We start from the raw sequence: 4,340 nt of genomic DNA, 5'->3' as shown, positions 1-4,340 counted from the left end.
AAAAAAGAAAATTAAATTTTCAAAGTTCTAAAATTTCTCATATTTCTTTAACACAAAATTATCATCCTTATCGTTTAGATTATGTAACGCCACGTTTTTTAAGGAATTTATTATTTTTAAGTCTTCTTTTTTTACAAAAAAAATTTCAATTTTATCGTACACCCGTATTATGTTTATATAGTGTTAAAGATCAAATTGTTTCGTATCAACATGGGATTTTTTTAAGAGATCATGTTTTTTCTTCAGTTAAAAATTTAAAATTATATCAAGAAACTTATCACAATTTATTTCATGATATAGAAAAAGAAAGGGTTTTACAAGATATTTATCAATGGTTAGAACAACAAAAGTAAATTTTAATGAAAAAAAATTTTTAGTTTAAATCGCAGATAATTTAAACAATGATTTTTATTATTGATAATTTGAATTAAATACATTACTTCAAATATTACTTTATTTTATTATTGTTCTTCTTATTAGAGTTTTGTAATTTTTATTTTAGGTTAAAAAGGCATAATAATTATGGATAAGAAAGAGATTTTAAAAATTAGTCAATGGACTAAGGAAGAAGTTTTTCAACATTTTCAAACCAGTTTTAGAGGTTTAACCTTGGAGGAAGTTCAAAAAAGACAATTATCTAAAGGGTCAAATATTATTCATCAAGCAAAAAATTTTGATATTAAGAAACAAATATTAAAACATTTTTTTTCTATTTTTGCTATTTTATTATGGGTATCAAGTTGTTTAGCTTTTATAATCACAGAAAATGTCGTAGGAACAGCTATTATGTGTGTGGTGATTGTTAATGGTATCTTTTCTTTTTATCAAGAGTTGAAAGCTGACAAAATTTTATCATCTTTACATAATATGATTCCTAAAAAAATTCAAGTTTATCGTAATAATTTAGCAGAAGTTATTGATGTTGTTGATTTAACTATTGGGGATTTGGTTGTTTTAGATATAGGAACTACTATTCCTGCAGATGCACGATTAATAGAAGCTAATAATTTTTTTGTTGATAATTCTATGTTATCAGGCGAAACTATACCATTAAATAGAAATGCATTACCTAATATTGCTCAAAATCAAGTCCTTTCTGAAATACCGAATGTAGTTTACGCAGGAACAACAGTTGCTCAAGGTAGTGCTAAGGCAGTTATTTATGCCATTGGAAATGATACGCAAATAGGAGAAGTTTCTAATTTAGTTAAAACAGTAGATAAAGGCGCCAACACTTTAGAAAAAGAAATCCAAAGAGTCATTAAAAAAATTACAATAATTGCTTCTGCATTAGGATTTTTAGTTTTTATTATTTCTTTGTGGAAATATGGAAAAAGCGGACTATCTGGATTTAAAGTTTTACAAATTTCGATTATGGCCTCGTTAGGGATTTTAGTCGCTAATATTCCGGAAGGTTTATTGCCTACGATGAATTTAAGTTTATCTATTGGTTCACAAAGAATGGCTAAACAAAAAGCTTTGATTAAAAAGTTATTATCGGTAGAAACTTTAAATTCAGCCACAGTTATTTGTACTGATAAAACAGGTACTTTAACAAAAAATCAATTAACTTGTCGTAAAATCTTATTACCAGATGGAATCGTGAATATTAATGGTAATGGTTTGGAAAAAATCGGTCAATTTCAAATGTTGAATAATAAATCTTTTGATCCAATGATTCAAAGATTTTTAATTGCTACCATTTTATGTTCTGAAACAAATTTAATTGATGATCCTAACAATTCTGAAAATTTTCAAGTTGTAGGTAACCCTTTAGAAGGATCTTTATTAATAGCTGCTTTTAAATATGGTTTAAATTTTGCTGCAATTCGTAAACATTTTAATATTTTAAAAATTAATCCTTTTTCTTCAGAAACTAAAAAAATGTCAGTTTTAGTTGAAAATTTAAAACACAAAAATTACGATTTACACCAAAAATATATTTTTGTCAAAGGAGCTCCTAGTGTATTATTACAAGATTGTCGTTTTCAATACAAGGACCAAAAAGTAAATAATTTTTCTGAAAGAGATAAAAATTTTTTTATAAATCAAAATGAAGAGTTATCAAGCCAAGGGTTTCGTATTTTAGCTGTGGCTTATAAACCTATAGAAAACAATGATTTACAAGAGAATGATATGATTTTTTTAGGTTTTGCTGTTCATTATGATCCACCTAAAATAGATGTGTATGATGCGGTTCAAGATTTATATAAAGCTGGTTTGAAAATTACTATGATTACAGGTGATTATGGTGCAACTGCTGTAGCGATTGGTAAACAAGTAGGCATTATTAAAAATGATGAATATTTAAATATTAATGGTATTGAAGTTGGTGATATGTCTGCTTTGAAATTACAAAAGATTTTAAGAAATTCTAAACCTATTGTGTTTTCTCGCACTACTCCAAAACATAAATTAAAAATTATAGAAGCTTATCGTGCTAATGGCGAAATCGTTGGAGTTATTGGAGATGGTGTAAATGATATTTTAGCTTTAAAATCGGCTCATATTGGTATTGTTATGGGTAAATCAGGAAAAGATGTTGCGCGCAATGTAGCTGATATGATTTTATTAAATGATGATTTTAAAACTATTCCTAAAGCAGTGTTAGAAGCTAGAGGTATTTATACTAATATCAAAAAATTTATGAGTTATGTTTTAATTTCGAATATGCCTCAAATTTTCCCTGTCATTTTTATGATTTTTTTTAATGTCCCTCTTTATTTAACCATTATGCAAATTTTAGCTATAGATTTAATTACAGATTTAATACCTGCTATAGCTCTGGGAGCTGAGGAACCAGATAAAAATTTATTAGTTCCTATAAATAAAAAAGAACATCTATTAGATAAGCCTTTGTTAAAAAGAAGTTATGGTTTTTTAGGAATTATTGAAGGTTTTTTATCTTTATTATTTTTCTTAATGTTTGGCGGATACAAAATTTTAAATTTACATGAAACAAATTTAGTAACAATATCTACTATGGAAGAATTTCAAAGAGCTTCAACTATGGCTTTTGGAGCTGTTATTTTTTCGCAAATTGGTAATGTTTTTGCTTGTCGTTCGCATAAACTATATTTTTGGCAAACAGCGAAGAAAAAAAATACACTTTTATATATAGGTATTTTAGTGGAATTAATTTTATTTATTTTAATTTCTCGTTCTTTCACTGGATTAAATAAATTTTTCGGTACTATGCCAATTCAATGGTATCATTATTTATGTTTATGTTCATGTGTTTTTATAATGTTATTTTTTGATACTATATATAAATTTATGAGCAATAAAAAAACTAATACAATAATAAATACAAAAATTTAGTTCACTTATATGAAGCAATAAATTTATAAAAAACAAAAAAACATATTTGTGATAATGTTTTTGTGTTTTTTGCAACAAGGAAACTTTAAAAAGATAATATATTTTTTTACAAATATTATTTTTTATTAGTTTTTTTTGAATGAAAAAATTAAGTTTATAAAATCTTAATGATATTTTACCCTTATTATTTTGTCAAAAAAATCCAATATAAAGAGGCATCGATAAATCATGAAAATGATTATAGGTTTAGGTAATCCAGGTTTTATATTCGAAAACACACCACACAATGTTGGTTTTATGATGATTGATTATTTTTTACAATCATTTCATGATCAAATATTGAGTTCCAATAAAGAATTTAATAGTTTTGTTTATACGTTAGAAATAGATAACACCAAAGTGTTATTAGTGAAACCTCAAACTTATATGAATTTATCTGGTTTTGCTATAAAAAAATTAATGAATCAATATGAGATTAGAATATCAAAGATTTTAGTCATTGTGGATGATATCTATTTGAAAGCGGGTTCTTTTAAGTTAAAACAAAACAGTGGACACGGTGGTCATAATGGTTTAAAAAACATTATAAGCGTATTAAATACAAAAGATATTAAAAGATTAAAAATAGGGGTAGGTTATAATTTGAGTATTTCATTAGAAAAATATGTTTTAACTCCTTTAGAAGAACTTACTAAGAGAAATATTTTAACTAATTTTCCTTTTTGTGTTAAAATACTAATGAATTTCATTAAAGGTATATCATTTGATAATTTAAAAAAATAGCACTATATAAATAGTATTTTTTAGTAGTTTTATTGTTTAATTTAAAAAATTAAAAAAAATTTATAAAAAAGATTGAAATTATTTTTTGAAAATGCTATAATTGAATGTTATTAATTTTTTGTATTTTTGATAATTTTTGAAAATTCATTTGGATTCAAGTCAATTTAAATAAATTTCGAAAAAAACTATTTCTTTGAAAACTGAAGATGATATTTTATTATTTTTATATTTTTTCA

At 24.6% G+C, this 4,340-nt stretch carries 3 protein-coding genes; all 3 read left to right on the top strand.

The features are described 5' to 3' along the window. Positions 1-353, top strand: a 353-nt coding sequence (locus tag AlmWB_RS00300) for a serine aminopeptidase domain-containing protein (RefSeq protein WP_192833058.1), incomplete at its 5' end; no start/stop codon positions are given. 169 nt (positions 354-522) lie between these two features. Next, positions 523-3,321: a cation-translocating P-type ATPase gene (locus AlmWB_RS00295; RefSeq protein WP_050337001.1), complete on the top strand. Its 2,799-nt coding sequence runs from the start codon at positions 523-525 to the stop codon at positions 3,319-3,321. A 228-nt stretch (positions 3,322-3,549) separates the two neighbouring features. After that, on the top strand, positions 3,550-4,104 hold the full coding sequence (pth, locus tag AlmWB_RS00290; protein ID WP_050337000.1) for an aminoacyl-tRNA hydrolase: 555 nt from the start codon (positions 3,550-3,552) through the stop codon (positions 4,102-4,104). The last annotated feature ends 236 nt before the right edge of the window (positions 4,105-4,340 follow it).

Origin of the sequence: Candidatus Phytoplasma phoenicium, from assembly GCF_001189415.1 — a bacterium.
GTDB classification, from domain to species: Bacteria; Bacillota_I; Bacilli_A; order Acholeplasmatales; family Acholeplasmataceae; genus Phytoplasma; species Phytoplasma phoenicium.
This window is presented reverse-complemented; position numbering and strand designations above follow the sequence as displayed.

Coding starts and splice junctions, on each gene's coding strand:
- AlmWB_RS00295 (WP_050337001.1), top strand. CDS start 523: ATGGATAAGAAAGAGATTTTAAAAATTAGTCAATGGACTAAGGAAGAA.
- pth (WP_050337000.1), top strand. CDS start 3,550: ATGAAAATGATTATAGGTTTAGGTAATCCAGGTTTTATATTCGAAAAC.